22 protein-coding genes, 1 tRNA gene and 3 pseudogenes are annotated in these 16,332 nt (G+C 57.5%); 13 read left to right on the forward strand and 13 right to left on the reverse strand.

Features of this window, described 5'->3' with window-relative positions:
* The first annotated feature begins 4 nt into the window (after positions 1-4).
* Positions 5-1,216 carry a UbiH/UbiF family hydroxylase gene (locus K9B32_RS20720; protein WP_224565545.1) on the forward strand — a complete coding sequence of 404 codons (1,212 nt, stop codon included), beginning with the start codon at positions 5-7 and terminating at the stop codon, positions 1,214-1,216.
* Here the strand turns inward: K9B32_RS20720 and K9B32_RS20725 are convergent.
* From K9B32_RS20725 to K9B32_RS20745, 5 genes and pseudogenes are all read right to left on the reverse strand, one after another.
* Positions 1,196-1,668, reverse strand: a pseudogene (locus K9B32_RS20725) (AEC family transporter); the annotation flags it as partial. The gene K9B32_RS20720 and the pseudogene K9B32_RS20725 sit on opposite strands and share 21 nt — an antisense overlap.
* A gap of 5 nt (positions 1,669-1,673) precedes the next feature.
* Complete coding sequence (locus K9B32_RS20730; protein ID WP_224565547.1) at positions 1,674-2,423, reverse strand: cytochrome c biogenesis CcdA family protein; 750 nt, start codon at positions 2,421-2,423, stop codon at positions 1,674-1,676.
* Positions 2,424-2,618: 195 nt separating this feature from the next.
* Positions 2,619-2,903: a hypothetical protein gene (locus tag K9B32_RS20735; RefSeq protein ID WP_224565549.1), complete on the reverse strand. Its 285-nt coding sequence runs from the start codon at positions 2,901-2,903 to the stop codon at positions 2,619-2,621.
* Between the two features lie 289 nt (positions 2,904-3,192).
* Positions 3,193-3,420, reverse strand: a complete 228-nt coding sequence (locus tag K9B32_RS20740; RefSeq protein ID WP_007793359.1) for a hypothetical protein — start codon at positions 3,418-3,420, stop codon at positions 3,193-3,195.
* A 206-nt stretch (positions 3,421-3,626) separates the two neighbouring features.
* On the reverse strand, positions 3,627-3,782 hold the full coding sequence (locus K9B32_RS20745) for an entericidin (protein WP_224565551.1): 156 nt from the start codon (positions 3,780-3,782) through the stop codon (positions 3,627-3,629).
* Between the two features lie 534 nt (positions 3,783-4,316).
* Here K9B32_RS20745 and msuE point away from each other — a divergent pair.
* Genes msuE through K9B32_RS20765 form a run of 5 tightly spaced genes read left to right on the forward strand, consistent with a single transcriptional unit; the run spans position 4,317 to position 6,031 of the window.
* Positions 4,317-4,880, forward strand: coding sequence for an FMN reductase (gene msuE / locus K9B32_RS20750; RefSeq protein ID WP_224565553.1), 564 nt, complete (start codon positions 4,317-4,319; stop codon positions 4,878-4,880).
* Between the two features lie 40 nt (positions 4,881-4,920).
* Positions 4,921-5,067: a hypothetical protein gene (locus tag K9B32_RS20755; RefSeq protein ID WP_224565555.1), complete on the forward strand. Its 147-nt coding sequence runs from the start codon at positions 4,921-4,923 to the stop codon at positions 5,065-5,067.
* Between the two features lie 22 nt (positions 5,068-5,089).
* Entirely contained in the window at positions 5,090-5,251 is a 162-nt protein-coding gene (locus K9B32_RS20760) for a hypothetical protein (protein WP_224565557.1), read from the forward strand.
* 8 nt (positions 5,252-5,259) lie between these two features.
* Positions 5,260-5,391: a hypothetical protein gene (locus K9B32_RS28985; protein ID WP_263491027.1), complete on the forward strand. Its 132-nt coding sequence runs from the start codon at positions 5,260-5,262 to the stop codon at positions 5,389-5,391.
* A gap of 40 nt (positions 5,392-5,431) precedes the next feature.
* Positions 5,432-6,031 (forward strand): RBBP9/YdeN family alpha/beta hydrolase, encoded by a 600-nt coding sequence (locus tag K9B32_RS20765; protein ID WP_224565559.1) that lies wholly within the window; start codon positions 5,432-5,434, stop codon positions 6,029-6,031.
* Positions 6,032-6,117: 86 nt separating this feature from the next.
* Here the strand turns inward: K9B32_RS20765 and K9B32_RS20770 are convergent, their stop codons facing one another.
* A complete protein-coding gene (locus K9B32_RS20770) occupies positions 6,118-6,339 on the reverse strand; it encodes a hypothetical protein (RefSeq protein WP_224565561.1) in 222 nt (73 codons plus the stop codon).
* A 12-nt stretch (positions 6,340-6,351) separates the two neighbouring features.
* On the opposite strand from K9B32_RS20770, the gene K9B32_RS20775 reads away from it, so the two are divergent.
* From K9B32_RS20775 to K9B32_RS20785, 3 genes are all read left to right on the forward strand, one after another.
* Entirely contained in the window at positions 6,352-7,011 is a 660-nt protein-coding gene (locus K9B32_RS20775) for a peroxiredoxin (protein ID WP_007793375.1), read from the forward strand.
* A 40-nt stretch (positions 7,012-7,051) separates the two neighbouring features.
* On the forward strand, positions 7,052-8,383 hold the full coding sequence (locus K9B32_RS20780) for an LLM class flavin-dependent oxidoreductase (protein ID WP_224565563.1): 1,332 nt from the start codon (positions 7,052-7,054) through the stop codon (positions 8,381-8,383).
* A 962-nt stretch (positions 8,384-9,345) separates the two neighbouring features.
* A complete protein-coding gene (locus K9B32_RS20785) occupies positions 9,346-9,528 on the forward strand; it encodes a hypothetical protein (protein WP_224565565.1) in 183 nt (60 codons plus the stop codon).
* A gap of 33 nt (positions 9,529-9,561) precedes the next feature.
* On the opposite strand, the gene K9B32_RS20790 is transcribed toward K9B32_RS20785, so the two are convergent.
* Complete coding sequence (locus tag K9B32_RS20790; protein ID WP_224565567.1) at positions 9,562-9,753, reverse strand: hypothetical protein; 192 nt, start codon at positions 9,751-9,753, stop codon at positions 9,562-9,564.
* Positions 9,754-10,884: 1,131 nt separating this feature from the next.
* On the opposite strand from K9B32_RS20790, the gene K9B32_RS20800 reads away from it, so the two are divergent.
* Positions 10,885-11,070 carry a hypothetical protein gene (locus K9B32_RS20800; protein WP_007793431.1) on the forward strand — a complete coding sequence of 62 codons (186 nt, stop codon included), beginning with the start codon at positions 10,885-10,887 and terminating at the stop codon, positions 11,068-11,070.
* 173 nt (positions 11,071-11,243) lie between these two features.
* Here K9B32_RS20800 and K9B32_RS20805 read toward each other — a convergent pair whose 3' ends face one another.
* The 4 genes and pseudogenes from K9B32_RS20805 to K9B32_RS20820 all read right to left on the reverse strand — a co-directional run bounded on the left by K9B32_RS20805 (position 11,244) and on the right by K9B32_RS20820 (position 13,686).
* Positions 11,244-11,432, reverse strand: coding sequence for a hypothetical protein (locus tag K9B32_RS20805; RefSeq protein WP_224565571.1), 189 nt, complete (start codon positions 11,430-11,432; stop codon positions 11,244-11,246).
* 444 nt (positions 11,433-11,876) lie between these two features.
* Positions 11,877-12,106 (reverse strand): annotated as a pseudogene (locus K9B32_RS20810) (SOS response-associated peptidase family protein); the annotation flags it as partial.
* 89 nt (positions 12,107-12,195) lie between these two features.
* Positions 12,196-12,540, reverse strand: a complete 345-nt coding sequence (locus K9B32_RS20815; RefSeq protein ID WP_224565573.1) for a hypothetical protein — start codon at positions 12,538-12,540, stop codon at positions 12,196-12,198.
* 636 nt (positions 12,541-13,176) lie between these two features.
* Entirely contained in the window at positions 13,177-13,686 is a 510-nt protein-coding gene (locus K9B32_RS20820) for a hypothetical protein (protein WP_224565575.1), read from the reverse strand.
* Between the two features lie 282 nt (positions 13,687-13,968).
* Here K9B32_RS20820 and K9B32_RS20825 point away from each other — a divergent pair, with 282 nt between their 5' ends.
* Both K9B32_RS20825 and K9B32_RS20830 read left to right on the forward strand, forming a co-directional pair.
* Positions 13,969-14,271: an HNH endonuclease gene (locus K9B32_RS20825; protein ID WP_224565577.1), complete on the forward strand. Its 303-nt coding sequence runs from the start codon at positions 13,969-13,971 to the stop codon at positions 14,269-14,271.
* 613 nt (positions 14,272-14,884) lie between these two features.
* A complete protein-coding gene (locus tag K9B32_RS20830) occupies positions 14,885-15,076 on the forward strand; it encodes a hypothetical protein (RefSeq protein WP_224565579.1) in 192 nt (63 codons plus the stop codon).
* Between the two features lie 587 nt (positions 15,077-15,663).
* Here the strand turns inward: K9B32_RS20830 and K9B32_RS20835 are convergent.
* A tRNA-Ser gene (locus K9B32_RS20835) sits at positions 15,664-15,753 on the reverse strand.
* Between the two features lie 77 nt (positions 15,754-15,830).
* A pseudogene (locus K9B32_RS28990) lies at positions 15,831-16,148 on the reverse strand (tyrosine-type recombinase/integrase); the annotation flags it as partial.
* Between K9B32_RS28990 and tnpB the strand changes: the two are divergent.
* The gene (gene tnpB, locus K9B32_RS29145) at positions 16,134-16,328 is read left to right on the forward strand and encodes an IS66 family insertion sequence element accessory protein TnpB (RefSeq protein WP_411969730.1); all 195 of its coding nucleotides are present in this window, start codon (positions 16,134-16,136) and stop codon (positions 16,326-16,328) included. The pseudogene K9B32_RS28990 and the gene tnpB sit on opposite strands and share 15 nt — an antisense overlap.
* The last annotated feature ends 4 nt before the right edge of the window (positions 16,329-16,332 follow it).

The raw sequence follows: 16,332 nt of genomic DNA on the forward strand, positions 1-16,332 counted from the left end.
CGCAATGAAGAGTTTTGAAATAGCGGTGATCGGTGGCGGGCTTGCCGGCATGATCGCCGCCATCGCCTTGGCTCGCGGTGGGCGCAACGTGGCTCTCGTCGCACCGCCTTCTCCCAGCCGGGACCGGCGCACGACTGCGCTTATGGATCAATCGATCCGCTTCCTCGACAGGCTGACGCTTTGGGAAAGGCTGCGCCCGGCTGCCGCTCCGCTTTCCACCATGCGCATCATCGACGGTACGAATCGTCTGCTGCGTGCGCCGATCACCACGTTCCGTTCCGTCGAACTCGATCTTGAGGCGTTCGGCTACAATTTCCCGAACGAGGTATTGATGGAGGTGCTGGACGCTGCGATTGCGGCTGAGGGCAACGTCACGTGTTTCACCTCGTTTGCCGATGTGATCGATATCGGCGCCGAATCGGTGACCGTCACGCTCGCCGACGGCGAAGTCATTTCGGCGACGTTCGCGGTTGGCGCTGACGGGCGCAAGTCGAAGCTCCGTGAAACAGCCGGCATCGATGTGCGCACATGGTCCTATCCGCAATCGGCCATGGTGTTGAATTTCGAACATTCGCTGCCGCATGAGAATATTTCGACGGAGTTCCATACGGAAAGTGGGCCGTTCACCCAGGTTCCGCTGCCGGGCAATCGCTCCAGCCTCGTCTGGGTGCAGAACCCCTCGGATGCGGTTGCGCGCAACGAGCTCTCGCTGGTTGAGTTGAGCAATGTGGTCGAGGAGCGAATGCAGTCGTTGCTCGGCAAGGTGACGGTTGAAGAAGGTGTGCAGCTTTGGCCGCTTTCCGGCATGGTGGCCCATCGCTCCGGCAAGGGGCGGATCGCCCTCATCGGCGAAGCCTCTCATGTCTTCCCGCCGATCGGTGCACAAGGGCTCAATCTCAGCCTGCGCGATGTCATGGCGCTTTCGGAGATTCTTTGCACGCGGTCCGAACTGCCGATCGCTGCCGATGCCGGCGACCGGTTCGATCGCAAGCGCCGCGCCGATATCATGACCCGCACGGCAAGCGTCGATCTTCTCAACCGCTCGCTGCTGTCCGATTTCCTGCCTGTTCAAATGATGCGTGCTGCTGGCCTGCATATCCTGTCGGCACTGCCGCCGCTGCGCAGCATTGTCATGCGCGAGGGCATCGAGCCCGGTCGCGGCTTCCGCGACATTCCCGATGCCATCAAGGAAAAGCTAAGCCGGAAGAAAGCCTGATTTTATCGCAATCAGGATGAGCGAGACGGTCACGACGGAAAGCGCCGTCGTGATCAGGGTTGTCGCCGAAGCGCGCTCCTGCCAGACGCCGTATTGTTGCCCGATGACAAAGACATTGGTCGCCGTCGGCAGGGCGGCGAGCAGTACCGCGGCATAGATCCAAACCGGATCGAAGCCGCCGACGGCCGTCAGCGCCAAATAGACGACAAGCGGGTGCACGATGAGCTTGGCCGGCACGATATAGCCGATCTCGGCAGGTATACGCTTCAGCGGCCGAAGGCCAGGGTGACTCCCATCGCAAACAGCGCGCAGAGCGCAGCAGCCTGCGCAAGGTAATCGACGAAGCGCTTGAAGGGCAGCGGCTGGTCGATATGGAAGCCGGCGACAAGAAAGCCCAGCGCCGTCGACAGGATGAAGGGGTGAAAGGCCACTTTCCGAGCAATATCGATCGCCCGGCTTAGCCGATTTTCATCAGGATTGGAAAGGTCTGCTGGAACCAGATTGCGACATCACTGACGAAACCGAACATGAAAGCGAGGCCGGTCAGAATCAGGAACGAGCCCATGACTTTCTCGACAGCTCCGAGATGTCGGCGGAAGCGCGTCAGAAAGCGCATGAAGGCACCGGAAAAGCCCGCGGCAATCCAGAACGGGACGGCAAGGCCGAGGGAATAGACGGCGAGGAGCCCGGCGCCTGAACCGACTGTCTCCCGCGAGGCCGCGACGCCGAGGATTGCACCGAGCACCGGGCCGATGCAAGGCGTCCAGCCGAAGGCGAAGGCCAGCCCCATAACATAGGCACCTGTCAGCGTCGCCGGCTTGCCGCTGCCTTGAAAGCGTGCCTCTCGGGCCAGAATTCCAATCCGGAAGACCCCGAGGAAATTCAAACCCATGACTATGATAATGAGGCCGCCGATCTTTGCCAGGAGGTCGAGATGCTGGCGAAGCGCCATGCCGATGCTGGATGCACCAGCTCCGAGCGCCACGAAAACGGTCGCAAAGCCGAGTGTGAAGAAAAGCGCTGAAAACAGCACGCCCCGCCGCGCATCCGGAGCGACGGCGACCGCGCTGCCGCCGCGGAACTGCTCGACGGAAATGCCGGCCATATAGCAGAGATAGGGCGGAACGAGAGGCAGCACGCAAGGAGACAGGAACGACAGCGCGCCCGCAAACAGGGCGCTCAACAATGAAATATCGGCAATCGACACTTAGGGACTCCGGCGGCAGGCAATCATGCGCGAAGTCCTATCGCAGCCCAGGCATCGGGGCCAATCACCTTTTCGCGCTTTGGGAGAATAGGTAGGTGTCGGAGTGTACGGGCAGCACGTGCTGCATTGAATTGGAATGGCGCGCCGTTCGTGCGCGCCATTGCCCTGCAATTGAAGTCATCACGACACGACGGATTAGCGATCGCGGCAGACGGTCCTGTATTTGGTGATGTAGTGGTGATGGCTCTTCTTCTGGTAGGGCTGCTCCCAGCACACCTGTCGCGCGTAGCGCGGACGATAGTAATTATCGTCATCATCGTCGTAGACATAGCGTGGCTCGTGTCTGTAGTAGCGGGGCGGTGGCGTGTCGTCATAGTAACGTGGTCCGGAGCCGAATTCGAAGTATACGCCGTCCGCGAAAGCCGGTGCGCTCACGAGCAGCGTCGCAAGTCCGGCAGCTGCAACAATAAGCTTTCTCATGATCGGTCTCCATCTGTATCTGCTGACGTAACGCCTTTGGAGCGCTGTTGGTTCGACAGATTAGATCTGGCGAATGAATGCGCACTGAAACCGGCGTTCATGTTCCAGTCATGTGCGAGATGATCGCAGAGTTATGATTCGATGGAGCTTGCGCCGCACGGCCGGGCGCTAAACGTATCGAGACTAAATGCAGGCGAAAGACAGCCGCTCGCAATTTCAGCAACGTGCAGGATCACATGCTGCCAAAATAGAAGTCTCGCGGTCCGCCGAGGCAGACAAACGCCGCGGCTCAATGATCAGCATCTGAAACATGGGGAATATGCAATATCTGGCCATCGAGCAAAAGGAGGAAATGTTCCTCGTCAAGCCGATTCACGATCTCGCCGTCCTCCGTCATATAGTCGGTCTTGGGCGAAGCCGCGTTCTGGCCAGAAATCCTGATCTGCTGAATGACAACGTAGGTTTTCCCTCCGTCGTCCTGACACCGAAACCGCCTTTCCTCTCTGTAGTTCGACATGGCTTGGCCTCCATCGCATCCAAATGAATCTTTGCCGCCATCAACGCGATTTCAAGGCCCACCGACTATTTCGGACGATTTGACGCCATTTGAGACGTCGGGTGCGGAAGCACAGTATGGGGACCTGCCAAGGACGACGCCGGCAGGCTTTTGCCCGGAAGCATAAGGCGCCGCCCAATAAAGTGACCGCGAGGCCGTCAACGAGATTAACGGGACGCAGCGTTCGCGACGCGATTGCCGGCGTTCTGGGTCGCATTGACGGTATTGGCCGTATCGCGTCCAAAGCCCTTGATGGTGTTTGCGCACGAACTCAATGCAATGAGCACGCACAAGGCAGTAGCAACTTTGGCGATGATCGTCATGTTCCTGTCTCCCAGTTGGAGTCGGTAGGTAATGCGCGAGACCGCAAGTTGTTCAAAACGAACCTCAATTGCGTTGAATCAATGCAAGATTTTGTGGAAGAGAGTGTCAAAAGAAAAGCCCGGCGGGATAGAATCCACCGGGCCTTTTTGCGGACCTACATAGGCGATGCTGGTCCGGCAGCGCGGATTTCAAACGCTGCAGTTATTTAACGGACAGCGCGAGCAAAGGTTCCCACAAATATTGGCTATTTCGCGATTCAAGCTCGTGCCGCCTCAGGCGGCTTGAGCGGATGCCGGCGCCAGCGCCTGTACCGCCGGTCGTATTTCAACATGCGGCCGGCCATGGTCTGGCTATTGCTCGCTGTCTCGCAGGCTTTGCCAAAAAAAGGCTTGCAAGCGCTGCGGAAGCCAAGCGGCCGCGATGGCTTGCTTGAGGGGCATCGAATTTCACGCTTCCTCCTCACAACGGAACGTCATTTCTTTTGTTCACTATTTTTATAGACAATATTTGATGCAACAACGAAGGAGAGATTTATGTCGCTGCGATTGGTGGGCATTGCCGGTAGCTTCAACCGTCCGTCCAAGACCTATGCCCTGGTTGAGCATATTGCCGGGCTTGCCGCTGCAAACTATGGCTTTTCCTCGAAGATCTACGATCTCAAGGACGTCGGCCCATCATTGGGCACTGCCCTGTGGCGCAGCGAGCTGGATGAACAGGCCAACCAGGTTCTCGATGATATCGTCAAGGCGGATGTCCTGGTCGTGGGCTCGCCGACCTACAAGGGATCTTATCCCGGCCTGTTCAAGCATCTGATCGATCTTATCGAGCCGAGCGAACTGCGCTCCAAGCCGATCATCATCTCCGCGACCGGTGGCGGGGATCGCCATGCCCTGATTGTCGAGCATCAGCTACGGCCGCTGTTCGGTTTCTTCATGGCCCACACGCTGCCGACCGCCGTCTATGCCTCGGACCGCGATTTCGTAGACTACAAGGTCGCCTCGGAGTCGCTGTCTGGCCGCATTGGCTCTGTCGTCGATGAGCTGGCCGCGTTCTCTTTCCTCCCGTCGCCAAAGGCCACGCTTCAGGCCGCCGAGTGAGCTCTGGAGGGGCGACGTGGACAGTGCGGAGAAGACGTCAATGGGAAGCGAGCTTTGGAGCGTCTTCGATTTTGCTCGCCGTTATCGGCTGACGGTGCGCGAGCAAAACCGTCTGCTGATGCTGTTCGGCCCGGTCGCCAGCGCCGCGGACTTACTTTCGAATGCGAGGCGCAACCAGTTGATCTGATAAGGTAAGCAAGGAGAAACCGATGCTGCAGTCTCTTCTTTTATGGATCCGGTGGGCCGTCGGCCTCGGGCCTTCCCAACTGGCGGCGGGCGCACCGCGGATCGAGCTGCACAGTGACGGCGAGCCGACGGCCCGTGACTATGAGATCTACTATTGGAACCCATCTCCGGGGCCCTGGTACTGAGGATCGTCATGGCTGTTTTCGATGATCGCCGCATCGCTCCGCGAAACCGGCTTGTAGGTGTTTTGGCGGATATGGCCGCTTCTGCGGCTACAGTGCTCGCCTTCGGGTTCCTCTTCGCGATCACTCTCGGCGTTCTCTAGGAACAGATAGCTCGGTCACGCGACGCGATAAGGATTGATGATGACGCCAGTACTTATTCTTCCCGGGCTCTTCGGATCAGAAGATGCGCATTGGCAAACCGCCTGGCTGCGGGATCATCCCGAAAGTCGCCTCGTCCATCAGGACAACTGGGATCATCCGCACTTGAGTCTCTGGCGGGCAACGCTCGAGGCCGTGCTCGAAGAGGCCGGCGAGGCCTACATCGTGGCCCATAGCTTAGGATGTCTGCTGGCGGCGAGCCTCGCCACAAGGCCTGCGGCGGCACGGGTGAGGGGAGCGCTGCTGGTGGCACCATGCGATCTGCCGGCGACCGAGAAGCTTCATCCCGGCCAGATTGCTTTCGGCACGATGCCGACGGCTGAGCTGCCGTTTCCCAGCATCGTCGTCGGCAGCCTGAACGATCATTACATGTCGCTCGATCGCCTGACACTCTTTGCTCGCCTCTGGGGCAGCGAGTTGCGCAACGCCGGTTTGGCCGGACACGTCAATGTCGCCAGCGGCTACGGCCGTTGGCCAGGCGGCTACCGTGTTTTCGAAACGCTGAAAGCCAGAACTCGCCATCTCGATAAAATACCGCAGAAAAAGCCGCCTCTCGGCAGAGAGGCTTCGTCCGCGTGGTAGAGGATCTCATGGCGTCGCCAAGCCGATCATCGACGATATCGGGTGAAACTCGCCGGCGAACACTTCGTCGACTTGTGTGGGTTCTCCTAGAATTTGCGCATGATCTGGACGACCAATCTGACGCCCCGAACATTGAGAAGCTCTGTCAAATCATCGACAGAATGAGCGTGGATATTGCCGCGGCTGACAAGGCAAGCTTTGCCGCTATCCTTCATCAGGCGACCGTTTTGACGCAGGTGCTTGAACAGCGGCTGAAAACGGCTAGACAATTCACCCGTCATTGAAAACCAACGCCATTTCACCAGCAAGGATCCACGCTCATGAGCCTCCGCATCAACGATATTGCACCTGATTTCACCGCCGACACCACGCAGGGTGCCATCCAATTCCATGACTGGATCGGTGATGGCTGGGCGGTGCTCTTCTCGCATCCGAAGAACTTCACGCCGGTTTGCACGACCGAGCTTGGCGCGATGGCAGGACTGGAGCCCGAATTCCGCAAGCGCGGCGCCAAGATCATCGGCATCTCCGTGGATCCGGTGGAAAGTCACGGCAAGTGGAAAAACGACATCAAGACGGCGACCGGTTTCGATGTTGAATACCCGTTGATCGGCGACAAGGACCTGAAGGTCGCCAAGCTTTACGACATGCTGCCCGCTGGAGCCGGGGAAACGTCGGAGGGACGCACGCCGGCGGACAATGCGACCGTCCGTTCCGTCTTCATCATCGGCCCGGACAAGAAGATCAAGTTGGTCCTCACCTACCCGATGACGACAGGGAGAAACTTCAACGAGATCCTTCGCGCGATCGATTCCATCCAATTGACGGCAAAGCATCAGGTTGCGACGCCGGCGAACTGGCAGCAGGGTGAGGACGTCATCATCACAGCTGCCGTCTCGAACGAGGACGCAGCAACCCGCTTCGGTTCGTTTGACACAGTGCTTCCGTATCTGCGCAAGACCAAGCAGCCGCAGGCGTAAACGCTCGGGCAAGGGGTAGGGTATCGGACGGGAGCGCTTGATGGCACAGGAGCGACAATTGCACCTTGGGGCATTCATGCGCCCTGTCAGCCTGCATACGGGAGCCTGGCGCTACCCCGGCGCCTATCCCGACGCGAACTTTAACTTCAAGCACTTGAAGGAGTTTGCGCGAAAGCTGGAGGCGGCGAAGTTCGACGCCTTCTTCATGGCGGATCACCTCGCCGTGCTCAACATGCCGGTGGAGGCCCTAAAGCGAAGCCAGACGGTAACGTCCTTCGAGCCGTTCACGCTGCTATCGGCTCTTGCTGCAGTCACTGACCGGATCGGCCTCGTTGCGACGGCCTCGACGACCTTCGACGAGCCCTATCACGTTGCCCGCCGCTTCGCTTCGCTCGACCATATCAGCGCCGGGCGGGCGGGCTGGAACATCGTGACGACCGCCAATCCCGATGCCGCGCTGAATTTTGGTCTCGTGGAACATGTCGAGCACGGCGAGCGCTACCATCGTGCCCGGGAATTTTACGACGTCGTCACCGGCCTCTGGGACAGTTTCGCCGACGACGCATTTACGCGCGATGTGGAAAGTGGCCAGTTCTTCGATCCCACGAGGATGCATGTCCTCAATCACAAGGGCGAGGAGCTTAGCGTGCGCGGCCCGCTCAACATCGCCCGCCCGCCGCAGGGCTGGCCGGTGATCGTGCAGGCGGGGCAGTCCGAACCGGGACGCCAGCTCGCCGCCGAGACGGCAGAAGTGGTGTTCTGCTCGCCACGCGATCTCCGCGCCGCGCAGGCGCTCTATGCCGATATCAAGGGGCGCATGTCCGCGATTGGTCGGGATCCCGATAGCCTCAAGATTCTGCCGGCCGCCTTCATCGTCATCGGCGACAGCATTGAGGAGGCGCACACGAAGCGGGCGCATCTCGATAGCCTCGTGCACTATGACAGCGCCATCGCCTCGCTCTCGATCGCTCTTGGTCACGATGCTTCGGGCTTCGATCCGGATGGGCCGCTGCCTGATATAGCGGAGACGAATGCCAGCAAGACTGGTCGCGCGCAGGTGCTGAGGCTTGCCCAGAAAGAGCAGTTGACTGTTCGGCAGCTCGCGCAGCGCTATGGTGGCTACTCCGGTCTTGCCTTTGTCGGCACGCCGGAGACGATTGCCGATGAGATGGCGCAGTGGCTGGAGGAGCGCGGCAGCGACGGTTTCAATGTCGTCTTCCCATATCTTCCTCAAGGTCTCGACGATGTCGTCGATCGGCTCGTACCCGAACTGCAGCGGCGAGGGATTTTCAGGCAGGACTACGAGGGCACGACGCTGCGTGAGCACCTCGGCCTTTCCCGGCCGACCAACAGGTTCTTTGCAAGTCCCTGAGCCGCGATATATCGCGGAAGAGATCTCGGACGGCTTGGCGTTTACTGGTGCCCGGGGAGACGGCGCTGACTTACTGGAATTAGCCTGCAACCTACCAGACATCGCCCGTGCAAGTGGCGTGCACAACATTTACATTATCCAATTTCAAGATGATGCTTCCCTAAGCAAATTGGGGGCAATCATGCAGTGGGTTACTCAAAACGCGGTCCCGTTGATTGGCGCCGCAGTCATGATCATCACGGTCATATTCATAGCCGTCGGCCGAACCGTAACCAATGGGCATGCAATCGTACTGGCAGCTGGTGCAATCTTGCTGGCATAGCCATCCGTGGCGAACTTCGAATGGTCATCCGGAGTGCTCAGATATACCAGCGGGGGAGAGACGCTCGACTTGACCGCCAAACTAGAGAAGCTTGCGCAAGACAATGCTCAAGCCAACGCGGCTTTAACGACAGTCAACGAGGCATTGAAAGTCGCGAACGAGCGAATTTCTCAGCTTGAGACAATGGCTAGTAAACGAGGCGACGGGTCAACCGGAAGTGCCTTGCCAATCACGTCCAACTGGGGCGTTTTTTCCCAACCGGCGTTCTACGAAAAGCTCGTGAAAGGCAGCCAAGCTGCGACAACCACGAGCAAAGAGAATCTCGACAGCATACAGGAGTTCAGGAATTCGCTAAGTAATTGGCCACCATCGAGCGACTCCTCTAAGTTTCGCTGCGGACCGACCAATCGCTGCTAGCCGCGAAGCTTGAGGGAAGATATTCCCGATATGCGTACGACAGTCAATCATAGGAGGACGCTCATCGCGACCACTCCTGGCCCCGCATTGCGCGGCATAAGTCGAGCGAGCGTTCGTCGGCGGTCATTTATTTCCACTTCCTTGCGTAACGCCCCTCGCATCTACCTAATGGTGCGATACATTGCTGCCTGCAGCGTATCCGCCCTGGGGAGGTGAAGCAAAGATGAGCAGATTTCGTGTTTTAATAGCAGCCGGAGCGATGATTAGCCTTTCTGCGCTCACATCGGCCTGCTCGACTCCACCGAACTCAATGGGCTCGGCATCAGGCTATCAGCCTGGAGATTCAATGAATCGAGCCTGCGCGGATGGCTTCAGACCTAGCGACGGTCGCTCGTGCAGTTACTGACTGGCGGTAGCGCAGGTAAGTAGATCTGGCGCGTCACTGATCTCGTCCATCCGCCTTCTTGATGTCATCCCAATACGGATAATGCTCGGCACACCACCATCGCGTTTCGACGCCCTTGGAAGAGGCGTGGCCGAAGCCTCCCCATTTCCCGCATCCCTCCACACAGCAATAGTGGTTTACGTGAATGTTGGCGCCAGGCGCCTTCGAGTGGTTTTCGATGCTCATCGCGACAGATTCCTAACCATCAATCGCGCGCCCTTATGGCCGCATTTGCATCGCATGAAACCTGCGACCTGGCCTAGCGTCAATCCTCTTCGAAACTTCCTTTGTATCTCCCAACGGTCGATGGGTTTGCGCCGCTTGCAATGGGGCATAGGCGAACAATGCCTCATACGGCGGGACTTCGCCAAGCGTTCGTTCCCGGTCAGGCTTCGTCACCGGGGAAGGCGCCACGTAAGACAGTCGCCTCGCGCATGAGGTGAGCCACGACGGAAACCGGATCACAACGACAAAGGAGTGGGAGAAAGTCGGGAAGCCTATTTTACTTTGAGATAATCAGCAAAGTCATTCAACGCTCATACGGGACTGGTGGATCATCCGATGTGTGTCTGCTCTTGCTGCCGCAGTTTCTCCCGCAAGGGATCCAGAGGCGGGGAGCGGTGGTTCCGGGCGCATCGAAAAGCAGGACATCTTGCCCAAGATCTTCACGCTGCCCTCTTGATGAGTGACATGGTTTGCAGGTCGAAAGGAGAGGCCCATTCCAGAACTTATCTACATCGCCCTTGTGCCCGCCATCGGAATGGTGCACTTCAGTGGCGGCCGTAACGACCTCTTGTTCGAGGCACCATTCACAGAGTGGCTGGATCGATAACTGGTGATGACGTATCCGGCGCCATCTGGCGGTCCGATAAAGGCGCCGATATTCGGCGGCCTCTTTGCTCCGCCGGTCTTCAACCGAATATGCCATGAATTGTTCCCATGTAACGAAGGAGGCCAAAGATGGCATACAATAAGCCGAGGCGCGGCAAGGCCGACCATGGCGGGCTACCAACCCGGGACCCCTACGAGGTCGCTCCGTTTGCAAAAAAGCATGGGATCGCAATCGCGGACGCAAGGCGCATAATCAATACGCACGGCTCGGATCGGGATTCTTGCGATAAAGCAGCCAATCGGCTCAAATAGCAAACGCGGCAGGGAGGAGGTTACCGGTTTATCTGTCCGGACCTCAACTTGCCGCACGATCGCGACGTCTCCCGAGGAGGCAGCGCCATCGCAATGGGAACTGCAATTTAGTGGCGATTGTTTTATTTTACTTTGAGCTAATTTGCGGTAGCGTCCTCGTTGGGAGGACTCATAATGCAACACATCGATTCGACCGCAGCCGAACCTATCGCCGCAACGAAGGTTTGGTGCATCGCGGACTTCTGCTCACTGCACCGTCTGGATCGCAATGAAGAAGCCAAGCTCACTGCACTGTTCGGTCAGTTCGCCACAACCGGCGAACTCGCCAACAACGTTACGCGTCGAACTAGGGCAAGGTAGAGTTACCCAAGGCTGGTCTCTCGCCTCGGGGTCCCCGTTGCCCTAACCGGTGGCAGGGCTATTTTTGTTTTAGCGGCGGCGTCAACGCGCAGTCTTCCTGTTTGGGTCGCGCGGCGGCGGCTCAAACCGTTCATGATTCCCATTGACAGCGATCGCGGATGCCTCACGCCATTTTAGTGGAATATATCCCACCAGTCCGTCTCTTGCGCTTCGTTCACGCTCTCCAGAGTCTCGATTATCTCGATCAGCTTGGCGGCCGTCATTTCTTGAACCTCGGAGATTCCTTCCTCGCCGACAATCATAACCGTCCAAGTACCATCAGAGTACCGGAAAGCGAGGAAAGCGGGTTTGGCGTCGTTCATAACTGTCTCTCCTTTATGACTTGCGGGATGACAGCAAGACAGCAGGCCAGATCACGGATAACTACTCGCAAAAGTGCGAGCCACAACGGGCAGTTCCCGGATACTGCGGAGGGTAGGTCCGTCCGCCATATACGGGCTGCATCGTATCCTTGGGAATGAGGATGCCTGAAGCATACGGGGCGCCCTGTGATCTGGCATCACCCGAAGGTCGCACGATTGAATAGACTTAGGTCCAAGCGAAAGGACCTCGGGGCGAACGGCGCAACCCGGGTTCCGGAAGGCTCCGAAGGGTTTGATGCGAGTTGGTTCGCTCGGAGCCTTCCAGTGTCCGATGGGGTTTGGGACAGCACAAATTATGCAGGACAAGGCCAGCTTGAACAGTCGGACAAAGGTCCTGAAGGCGCCCGATCAATCTCGGACTTAGGTCCGATGTTCACAAACAACTCCGGGCTTCATCCAGCATGGCTGTAGACCCCAACGGGCAGATACGAAGACTGGCCCCATGATGTCGGGTTCCCGCACCATGTCCCGGATGATGATGGGATAGTAGAGGGATGGGGCGCCGTTGTACCGCGGGAACTGGTTGCTTAGGCTCCCGACCTCACCCGGCCGGCAAACACGAAGTTCTGCAGCATCTCCTCGAGCGTTGCTTTGATGTAGATGCGCCCGCACATGATTAGCCTCCTCGCCAATCAAAGCTTGTGGCTGTCGCCGTTATAGTCAAGGCATGCGACCCCGCCGAAGATAGGCAGACATCCGGCTGCTAAAATCTCTTCGCAACCTGATACTCATTTTCTTCCCAGGATCGCAGTTCGCCGGCTTCGCAAGTGTAGTTCTCGTCCGTCTCGTCCAGTCCGATACCAATGCCGTCAATGTTCGGATCGTCGAAGGTAACGAGAATTCTCGACTTGGGGATTTTTCGCTCCTGAAAGTCCTTCAGTATGAAGGCGAGACATTGAACGTTCTTCTTCGTGTTGCTGGTCTGAATGTGGCTCTCGATTTTGCGATTAATCTTCGAAAGCGGAAGCGTGTCCGCTCGAGCTGCTTCTGATAGGGGCAGCGCCGGCAAGGCTAGAATGAAGATCCTTATCAAACTCAATTTCATCATCTCAGAGTCCCTCGTCTGCTATCACCAATTCAGTCTCGCGACAGATGCTCCAACTTCAATCGTGCACCTTTATGTCCGCATTTGCAGCGCATGACGCCAGCGAGTTGCCCCAGCGTCAATCCCTTCCCAAGCTTTCGCTGTATCTCCCACCGATCGATTGACTTCCACCGTTTGCATTCCGGACACACAAAGCGAACAGTGCCTCATATTGCGCAAGCTCACCCAGAGTTCGCATACTCTCTGGCTTCGACGCCGGCTGAGTTATTCCAGGCCTTTGCTCGGCGGTCTAGTAGTAGTGCAATTGACATTTGTCGTTGAACTGCGCGTCCGGCCCGCGCTCGCAACCAAGCTCTCTTGCTAAGCCGTTGAGAGCTGCATCTTTGGACAGTGCGACAACATAAATCGACAGTCAGTGATCACGCCGAAGACGGGACGCTTGGGCAGCAACGACCGCCGCAGACCCGGACCAGCCGATCACAGATGCGGTTTCTACGTCCAGGGTCCGGGCGAAGAGCGTCGTGTTTCTCGAAGCGATCGCAACGCCAATTACAGTCCTGCGGCATCATCGGATGCGCGACCGCAAAACGCAGCTTTGGGCAATCGGGCGTCATGGTCGGTCAGAACCCTTGCCCGTCGTCACGGCTTGGTTGGGCAGCCCCTTGCCATGCGAGATATCTGGTCTCGCGCCCCCGTAAGTTCATAGCCGGTGCTGTATTTCACATCGGCCTCGACGGCGTACATAGTGGCGAAATCAGCGCCAGACGTAAGGGCGGCAAGCAGCTTCGGATGCTTTGAGAGAACAATCATTCGCCGATCGGGACTGTTGCCGTCGAGGCGGATCGTCTCTTTATACCTCCCAATCTCGAAGCGCGCCGATCGCAGGCCCATCTCGCCAACAGCGGCATCGCCAATCTCGAAAATGAGACCGTTCTTGGCGTCGCAACGGACCATGTAACAAGCCTCGTTGTCGGTCGGCTCATCGATAGAGCATGTTCCGACCGCTCCGGCATGCGAACCAGTAAGCTTAACCCATGGAGCGGGCGGCTCGACTTCCTGTGCGAGCGCAAGCGATGCCGCAAGGCACGCGCCAAACACAAACGCCGCCACGCCAACCACGCCTGCGACTGCCGGTCTGCTGAACCTCATCCTATCCTCGTCTTTCTACGACGTTGCGAGCCCAATAGCGTCTCTCTTGGACGCGCTTGTCAAGGTCGATTGAGAGGAGACGCAGACCAGCAGGCGGCTGGCGCTTGTGATCGCCTCACTTGCTGTGAAAAGCCGGTCGACCGATCGCGGCAGGATCAACTGGTCATGGTAATATTTCTCTTCTGCCGAGGCATTTCAACTTTCGAGCTTGGACCCACGACGGCAAACTGCGGCATGCCTCCTACACTCAAATACACTCATTGATCCCCGTGGAGATCAGTTGTGAAGACGAAGGTAAGGCGTCCGTACGTTCACGAGCTCTTTCAGAAGCAGAATGGTCGCTGCTGCTATTGTGATCGACCAATGATCCTTGCTATCCACCCCGCCGACAAGAACAAGCCGCTTGCGGCGACGCTGGAGCACTTGAAGCTTGGGCGGAGGAGGGGATGGAACCATCCCGACAACCTCGCCGCTGCATGTCGTGAATGCAACGGGATGCGCGGAGCAGCCAAGGACTGGTTGCTGTTCAAGTCGTATCGGCTCGGTGAGCTATGGGATCTCATCACCCCACGAAAGAAGTTCTAGGCGCAGAATGCGCGCCGGCCGCCATGAAGGTGTACCTCTTTTATTCACAGTCACCTATGACCGGCGCGGTCACCACCTGCGCCTACACAAGCAGCGCGCCGGCCGGCTCGATTTCGACAGTCGTCTGCCTTTTTGGTTGTCGTGTGCTGGCTGCCAATAGGCTGGACTATCTAGCAGTCAGGGCACTACTGGGTTATCGCAATTGCGAGTCATTGAGAAAAAGAGACGGGACTGAAAGACAGCGAATGGCGAATCGAACAAAAATGAAAAAGTCCACACCTGCGGGGCTACTAGAAGAGCTACATCGGAAGATTGACGCTCCTCTAAAAGCAATCAGTGGACCTCTTTCGGCAGGTTCTTTGGAGCAGATGGGATCGGCGGCAATTTACGTCGTGACAATGGGATATTTGAACTGTTTCTATGGTATTTTCGACACCATTCGGAACAGATAAAAAACAATCCAGAACTCCGTTCGGCCGTAAACCAATGGGAGGGCAGCGGCGGCGCGGAGGAACTGGCTGCGCGATATCAATCACTGAAGGAATTGTCCAACAGGGCTACCCATAGTGATGGCTATGAAATCTCCTCGAGGCTTGATTGGGAAGAGAATATCTTGATGGACACTGAATTTCCGGTGCGGCGCTACGATATTAAAGCGCACAGCACGTCCGAACTGTCGCACTTCATCGCTGCACTGCAAGACGGATTTCAATGGTGGGTGCAACAAGAACAGTTCATCCGCTTCCATTCTGGGCTCATCGTTCAGCAGATGAATAAAGATCCGGACATTTGGGACGAAGCCTAGTAGCGATCGGCCTTACCCTTCCAGTCGGCGCTAATGCCGGGCGGGCTTCTCTTGACCTGATCCATATCCGGTGGCTGCAGCTAACACCCGCAGGACCCCGCGTGCATTAGCGACTCCTTAACTTTCATGATGCAGTCTAGCCCCGTCGCAGAAGTAATGGGTGGCGACAGGCAACATCGAATAGTCATTTGAAATTGGTCCGTCTCCCCTGGAGGCGGACTTTTTTCGTCTTTGGAGAAAAAGAGCCCGGCGTTGGTCTGGCCGGGCTCCGGCACCACGGCCTGGCAGCATGAAAGCTGCAAGCCGTACGACACTACAGGAGAGGTGCCGCTGTTAAGTGAACTTTTGTGCCGTTCAAAGGTTCCGCGAAGAAAGCAAAGCCCGGCGAGCTGGGGGCTAGCGCCGGGCCGATTGCGGACTTGCACTTGGGCGATGCATAGTCCCACAGCGAGTTGGAAGCGCTGCATAGTAAAAACAGACGGCGTGACGGAAAGTTCCCGTCGGCTGAAATGAGCCTAAAAATGCGTTATGATAATCTGCTATTTTCGCCGGAAAACTCAATAAAATGCAATGAAATCAATGAGTTTTGGCGGAAGAGGTGGGATTCGAACCCACGGTACGGTCTCCCGCACGCCGGTTTTCAAGACCGGTTCCTTAAACCACTCGGACACTCTTCCATCCGATTGAAAAGGTTGCAAAATCCACATTCTGTTGATTTCAAAGAATCGGCGTTTGCTACCGATTTGCTACCCAATCACTCGACGGCTGGCTTTTTAGCAGCTTTGATGGCCGCGTCAACTTGCTCTGCGGCGTTTGCATGCATCCCCCGCATCACGTGCGAATAAAGATCAAGGGTTATGCCGATCGTCGAGTGTCCGAGGCGCTCGCTGGCGATCTTCGGATGTACGCCAGCCGCCAGTAGTTGCGTCGCGTGGGAGTGCCGTTGCTCCTGGAAGCGAATACGGGGCAGGTCGGACTTTGCCAGTAGCCTCGTCCACTCATGGGTGAGGGAGACGGGCCAAGCAGGTCCATCCTGTGCCGCTGTCGTCACCACCGTATGAAGCTCTTGTTCTTCGACCGGTCGGGCTTTGCGCTGGTTCTGAAGCGGTTGACCGAGGACAAGTTCCGATGGCCGCGCCGTGAGGTGCCGGTCGTTGTTCTTACGACCGAGCAGTTGCACTGGATCCTCGATGGCATCGACATCGACGCGATGGTCCGTCATCCGGTTCGACAATATCAGGTCGCGGGCTGAGGCG

The organism is Rhizobium sp. 3T7, from assembly GCF_020166565.1.
Lineage (GTDB): Bacteria > Pseudomonadota > Alphaproteobacteria > Rhizobiales > Rhizobiaceae > Rhizobium.

What these genes read in the sequence shown, in the direction of transcription:
- K9B32_RS20720 (WP_224565545.1), top strand. Translation starts at nt 5, where the DNA reads ATGAAGAGTTTTGAAATAGCGGTGATCGGTGGCGGGCTTGCCGGCATG.
- K9B32_RS20735 (WP_224565549.1), bottom strand. Translation starts at nt 2,903, where the DNA reads ATGAGAAAGCTTATTGTTGCAGCTGCCGGACTTGCGACGCTGCTCGTG.
- K9B32_RS20740 (WP_007793359.1), bottom strand. Translation starts at nt 3,420, where the DNA reads ATGTCGAACTACAGAGAGGAAAGGCGGTTTCGGTGTCAGGACGACGGA.
- K9B32_RS20745 (WP_224565551.1), bottom strand. Translation starts at nt 3,782, where the DNA reads ATGACGATCATCGCCAAAGTTGCTACTGCCTTGTGCGTGCTCATTGCA.
- msuE (WP_224565553.1), top strand. Translation starts at nt 4,317, where the DNA reads ATGTCGCTGCGATTGGTGGGCATTGCCGGTAGCTTCAACCGTCCGTCC.
- K9B32_RS20755 (WP_224565555.1), top strand. Translation starts at nt 4,921, where the DNA reads ATGGGAAGCGAGCTTTGGAGCGTCTTCGATTTTGCTCGCCGTTATCGG.
- K9B32_RS20760 (WP_224565557.1), top strand. Translation starts at nt 5,090, where the DNA reads ATGCTGCAGTCTCTTCTTTTATGGATCCGGTGGGCCGTCGGCCTCGGG.
- K9B32_RS28985 (WP_263491027.1), top strand. Translation starts at nt 5,260, where the DNA reads ATGGCTGTTTTCGATGATCGCCGCATCGCTCCGCGAAACCGGCTTGTA.
- K9B32_RS20765 (WP_224565559.1), top strand. Translation starts at nt 5,432, where the DNA reads ATGACGCCAGTACTTATTCTTCCCGGGCTCTTCGGATCAGAAGATGCG.
- K9B32_RS20775 (WP_007793375.1), top strand. Translation starts at nt 6,352, where the DNA reads ATGAGCCTCCGCATCAACGATATTGCACCTGATTTCACCGCCGACACC.
- K9B32_RS20780 (WP_224565563.1), top strand. Translation starts at nt 7,052, where the DNA reads ATGGCACAGGAGCGACAATTGCACCTTGGGGCATTCATGCGCCCTGTC.
- K9B32_RS20785 (WP_224565565.1), top strand. Translation starts at nt 9,346, where the DNA reads ATGAGCAGATTTCGTGTTTTAATAGCAGCCGGAGCGATGATTAGCCTT.
- K9B32_RS20790 (WP_224565567.1), bottom strand. Translation starts at nt 9,753, where the DNA reads ATGAGCATCGAAAACCACTCGAAGGCGCCTGGCGCCAACATTCACGTA.
- K9B32_RS20800 (WP_007793431.1), top strand. Translation starts at nt 10,885, where the DNA reads ATGCAACACATCGATTCGACCGCAGCCGAACCTATCGCCGCAACGAAG.
- K9B32_RS20805 (WP_224565571.1), bottom strand. Translation starts at nt 11,432, where the DNA reads ATGAACGACGCCAAACCCGCTTTCCTCGCTTTCCGGTACTCTGATGGT.
- K9B32_RS20815 (WP_224565573.1), bottom strand. Translation starts at nt 12,540, where the DNA reads ATGATGAAATTGAGTTTGATAAGGATCTTCATTCTAGCCTTGCCGGCG.
- K9B32_RS20820 (WP_224565575.1), bottom strand. Translation starts at nt 13,686, where the DNA reads ATGAGGTTCAGCAGACCGGCAGTCGCAGGCGTGGTTGGCGTGGCGGCG.
- tnpB (WP_411969730.1), top strand. Translation starts at nt 16,134, where the DNA reads ATGAAGCTCTTGTTCTTCGACCGGTCGGGCTTTGCGCTGGTTCTGAAG.